Origin of the sequence: Microcoleus sp. SVA1B4, from assembly GCF_036700545.1 — a bacterium.
Taxonomy (GTDB): Bacteria; Cyanobacteriota; Cyanobacteriia; order Cyanobacteriales; family Microcoleaceae; genus Microcoleus.
Genome location: NZ_JAUBPB010000135.1, coordinates 1 through 4,450 on the forward strand (window position 1 = coordinate 1; position 4,450 = coordinate 4,450).

The following is a 4,450-nucleotide window of genomic DNA, read 5'->3' on the forward strand; positions in this document are numbered from 1 at the left end:
TCCTCTCTGTATTCTCTCCCTCTGCGTTCTCTGCGCCCTCTGCGGTTAAATCATTCCGATACAACCGGAAACGATATCATTCCTTAGAAGCGATATTTTATGACAATAATCGCCCGATTGATGATAGCTTGACTGTCGCACCTACTTATATCATTTCCGGTAACACCGTAATGATGTTGACTGTTGACGGTTGACTGTTGACGCCGTGAACAGTCAACTCTAATTTACTATTCCGAAGCTGCAACCGGAATTGATATAATTCATCTGCGTTAATCTGTGTTAATCTGCCTGTATCTGCGGTAAAAACAAGAAAATTGCTTAACCGCAGATGACAATTAATTGACGCTGATTCACGCTGATGCAGAGAAGAGATAGATGAATAATCCCGATGCTAACAGATTTGATATTAATTGTTAAATCTAAAATCTAAAATCTACAATCGACTCACCAAAGTTCAAGATTCCCAAGGGCGACTGGGGAGTCAACTCTAAAATCTAAAATCTAAAATCTAAAATCTAAAATCTAAAATTGACTGACTTTCCTGGCTTGAATCTATCAAAAGAGGGAACTTTTTTAACCGTTGTGGGCGGATAACCTCTCTCTAGAGAACGGTTCCGCCGATCGCTCAAATCGAGTAAAAATAGAATGTCATATCTCCTTTTGTATTCTATGAAACTGAATTCTTTTACGAAACGGCTTTCGACTGTCGGGCGCTGGATGGCTACAACTGTGCTTTGCGTGTCAGCGATGGCCTTCGTTTGGTCTGGTGCGTTCTTCTCCAACACCGCAGCAATGGCTTCTCCTGCTGTAAACTTGATCGCAGCAGCAGATGCGGGCGATGCGGTTCAAGAAAAAGCCAGCAAAGATGCTGGACGAGCCAAGAACTTCATCCGAGATACAGAAGAGAAGGTTAAGGAAACTGCCAAGACAAATGCTGCTAAAGTCGATCGCTCATCGGAGGATGGTAGTGTAGTAGAGCGCAAAGCTAAGAAAGATGCGGCCACCATTGAGAAAAGAGCATCGGAAGATTCAGCTCGGACTCAGAAAGCAGTAGATAATACCAAGAATGCTGTCGAGAGCGCTGTTGACAGCATCAAGGGTGTTTTTAGCAAGTAGAAAATAAATAAGTAGGTAAGTGCAAAGCCCTTGTCTACTTAAGTCAGCGGGCATAAATAAACTGATGTGAGGGGGCGGGTTTTGACCTGAAAGAAGTCGGATAGCAAGAGTTACTTGCACTCACCCGCCCACCATATCTTCTGGTTTTGTGGCTCTTGTCTGCTTACTTGAAACTGAAAAATTGATGTAGCTTAAGCAAAATCTCTAGAGGGTTTGTAGAACCGACCCCAAACCATGCTTTAAAATTGCCGTAAAAAACGCAAATCGCTAGCATAAACCCGGCGAATGTCGTCGATTTCATAAAGTACCATTGCGAACCGCTCGACACCAAAACCGGCCGCAAACCCAGTATACTTTTCTGGATCTAAACCGACTCCTTTAAGAACATTAGGATCGACCGTTCCGCAGCCTAAAACTTCCAGCCATTTGCCGTTCCACTGCAAATCCACTTCGGCCGAAGGTTCCGTAAAGGGAAAGTAACTCGTGCGGAAACGAATCGGCAAATCTTGCCCGAACATTTGTCGCAAAAACTCTTTAATTGTGCCTTTCAAGTCCGTAAATGTCAGACCTTCATCAATTGCTAAAAGTTCAATTTGGTGGAAGACTGCTGCGTGAGTAGCATCGACAGTATCGCGGCGGTAAACGCGGCCGGGAGAGACAATCCGAATCGGGGGTTTGTGCTGTTCCATGTAGCGAATTTGCACTGATGATGTCTGAGTCCGCAGTAAGTCGCCGCCTGGTAGGTAAAATGTATCTTGCATATCCCGCGCTGGGTGGTCTGGCGGTGTGTTCAGGGCCTCGAAGTTATAATAATCTGTCTCCATTTCCGGGCCGTTGGCGACGGTGTATCCGAGGCCGACAAAGATATCGAGAGCGCGGTCTATGACGGCGTTTAAGGGGTGAACGCGGCCTTGGGGGCGAAAAATCCCCGGCATGGTGACATCGATGGTTTCTGAGGCTAATTTGGCTTGGATTTGGGCGGTTTGGAGGGCGGCGCGCTTGTCTTCTAAATCGGCTTGCAGGGCTTCTTTGACTGTATTGGCGATCGCCCCTACTTTGGGCCGCTGGTCTGGCGACAGTTTGCCCATCATGCCTAAAATTTGAGAGAGTTGGCCTTTTTTGCCGAGGTAGCCGAGGCGCAAATGTTCGAGTTGTTCGAGGGTATTGGCACTGGCGATCGCACTTTTGGACTCTTGACCGAGGGTTTCTAGTTGAGTTTCAATGTCGCTTAGCTGGACAGTCATTTTGATTTTAGATTTTAGATTTTAGATTTTAGATTGATGGCTGTTTTGGGCCAAGTTGAGTTTAGCGCAATTTTGGCTCTACAGCTTGTTGATTTTAGATTTTAGATTTTAGATTTTAGATTTTAGATTGATGGCAGTTTTGGGCCAAGTTGAGTTTAGCGCAATTTTGGCTCGACAGCTTGTTGATTTTAGATTTTAGATTTTAGATTGATGGCTGTTTTGGGCCAAGTTGAGTTTAGCGCAATTTTGGCTCGACAGCTTGTTGATTTTAGATTTTAAATTTTATATTTTAGATTGATGGCAGTTATGGATAATTTGTAATAGGGAATTCGAGGTTAGAGCGATCGCCCTAGTTGAATCTAGTTTAAGATTGCTATAAGGCCTATAAAAATTTCAATGAAACTTTTAATTAGCAACGACGACGGCATCTTTGCACAAGGCATCCGCAGCCTCGCCAACGCTCTCGCCGCCGCTGGCCACGATGTGAGCGTAGTTTGTCCCGACAGAGAGCGCTCCGCTACCGGCCACGGCCTTACCTTGCACCAACCCATCCGCGCCGAAATTGTCGAATCTATTTTTGAGCCCGCAGTCCAAGCTTGGGCCTGTTCGGGTACTCCCGCCGACTGCGTGAAACTTGCTTTGTGGGCTTTACTTGACAAACCGCCGGATTTTGTCCTTTCCGGTATCAACCACGGGCCCAATTTAGGCACGGATATCATCTGTTCGGGTACGGTTTCGGCAGCAATGGAAGGAATTATGGAAGGCATTCCCAGCATTGCTTTCAGCCTCGCGAGCTTTACTTCGCAGGAATTTGGGCCGGCGGTGGATTTCGCTGTCAGCTTGCTGGCACAGTTGGAAAAACAGCCAATGGCGAAACCGATGCTGTTGAATGTCAACATACCAGCAGTCTCACAAGCAGAAATTACCGGAGTTGCGATCGCCCGTCAAGGCATTCGCCGCTATTTCGACATATTTCAAAAGCGCACCGATCCGCGCGGCAAAACTTATTATTGGCTGGCTGGGGAATTGTTAGAAGATGTAGAAGAAATCGCCGATTCGGCGGTGCCACATGATATTCCTACAGACGTACAAGCTATTCGCGACAACAGAATAACCGTAACTCCTTTGCAATATAATCTCACCTGTGCTCCAGACTTGCACTCGTTGCGGGATTGGCAATTTGCAGGTTTTCCCAAGCAGTGAGCTCCGATCGACCCGATTGGAGCGGTAAACTAGGAATTAAGGAAAAGTGCCTCTCAAGGTCTATACCTTTGGCGTTAACACAGGCTCCCAATTACTTGTTAGTTTTTTTTACTCAAGAAAAACAGTTATGAACGCTCCCACCTATAACACTCATTCTGTCACTTGCCCGATCTGCAACCGTTCCAGCGTCGTAGGCCCCGTCGGGATGGTCAGTGGACTATTCACTTGCCCCCACTGCCATTCTCATATGGTAATTAGCTGGAGCGGTCATTTTGTGCGCGATCCTTTTAGTCTCAAACAACTGACGGTAGGAAAGATGCTCAGGCGCGAGAGCAGACCCTTAGCTCGGCTTCAGCGGGACTTTGGGCTGGGTAAGCCTTTGCCGCTGATTGCAATTTTGGGCAGTGTGGTCTTTTTCGGGTGTGTGCTCGCCGCTACGGAACAATCGCTACCCCGACAGAATTCACTTCAAGGATTTTTAGAGTGGGTGAGCGGAACTGGTAATTCCCAAGATGTCTCACGTTAACATTTCTTAAAAAAGATTCTGACAGATACTGCGTGCAAATATCTAGTCCTTTAGGTAGAAATCACACTATTTTAGCCATTGCATCCATCTGAAGCTACGGGTAAGCGCTTAGACGCCGTGCCCTTCTTCCTGTGCCCAAAAACGTCAAAACCCCAGTCCGGTAGGGGTTGTAACCCCTGTAGGGAAAGCGCCGTGCCCGTAGGTGTCAACTTAACGTGCAACCGATAGTCCGACAGTCCGACAGGGGTTTCAACCCCTGCCTCAAAGCTAAAGTCGTCTGAAGACGACTAAGGAATGAGAATTAAATAACTTCCACTCTTGAAAGTGGGATGGGCGTCCCGCCCGTCCAAAAAGGACGGGC

The 4,450-nt window shown here is 46.8% G+C and carries 5 protein-coding genes; 4 read left to right on the forward strand and 1 reads right to left on the reverse strand.

All coding sequences use genetic code 11. The features are described from left to right. Both QT987_RS29390 and QT987_RS29395 read left to right on the forward strand, forming a co-directional pair. A partial coding sequence (locus QT987_RS29390) for a hypothetical protein (RefSeq protein ID WP_333233973.1) occupies window positions 1–194 on the forward strand: 194 nt, incomplete at its 5' end. A gap of 451 nt (window positions 195–645) precedes the next feature. Beyond that, entirely contained in the window at window positions 646–1,116 is a 471-nt protein-coding gene (locus tag QT987_RS29395; RefSeq protein WP_333246987.1) for a hypothetical protein, read from the forward strand. Window positions 1,117–1,355: 239 nt separating this feature from the next. Here QT987_RS29395 and pheS read toward each other — a convergent pair whose 3' ends face one another. Then, window positions 1,356–2,360 carry a phenylalanine--tRNA ligase subunit alpha gene (gene pheS / locus QT987_RS29400; protein ID WP_333246989.1) on the reverse strand — a complete coding sequence of 335 codons (1,005 nt, stop codon included), beginning with the start codon at window positions 2,358–2,360 and terminating at the stop codon, window positions 1,356–1,358. Window positions 2,361–2,756: 396 nt separating this feature from the next. Here pheS and surE point away from each other — a divergent pair, with 396 nt between their 5' ends. Both surE and QT987_RS29410 read left to right on the forward strand, forming a co-directional pair. Next, window positions 2,757–3,563 carry a 5'/3'-nucleotidase SurE gene (surE, locus tag QT987_RS29405; protein ID WP_333052936.1) on the forward strand — a complete coding sequence of 269 codons (807 nt, stop codon included), beginning with the start codon at window positions 2,757–2,759 and terminating at the stop codon, window positions 3,561–3,563. 127 nt (window positions 3,564–3,690) lie between these two features. Next, the gene (locus QT987_RS29410; protein WP_333246991.1) at window positions 3,691–4,089 is read left to right on the forward strand and encodes a hypothetical protein; all 399 of its coding nucleotides are present in this window, start codon (window positions 3,691–3,693) and stop codon (window positions 4,087–4,089) included. Window positions 4,090–4,450: the final 361 nt, after the last annotated feature.

Bases quoted from the DNA above. Each gene is read 5' to 3' on its own strand.
- QT987_RS29395 (WP_333246987.1), top strand. From the start codon at position 646: ATGTCATATCTCCTTTTGTATTCTATGAAACTGAATTCTTTTACGAAA.
- pheS (WP_333246989.1), bottom strand. From the start codon at position 2,360: ATGACTGTCCAGCTAAGCGACATTGAAACTCAACTAGAAACCCTCGGT.
- surE (WP_333052936.1), top strand. From the start codon at position 2,757: ATGAAACTTTTAATTAGCAACGACGACGGCATCTTTGCACAAGGCATC.
- QT987_RS29410 (WP_333246991.1), top strand. From the start codon at position 3,691: ATGAACGCTCCCACCTATAACACTCATTCTGTCACTTGCCCGATCTGC.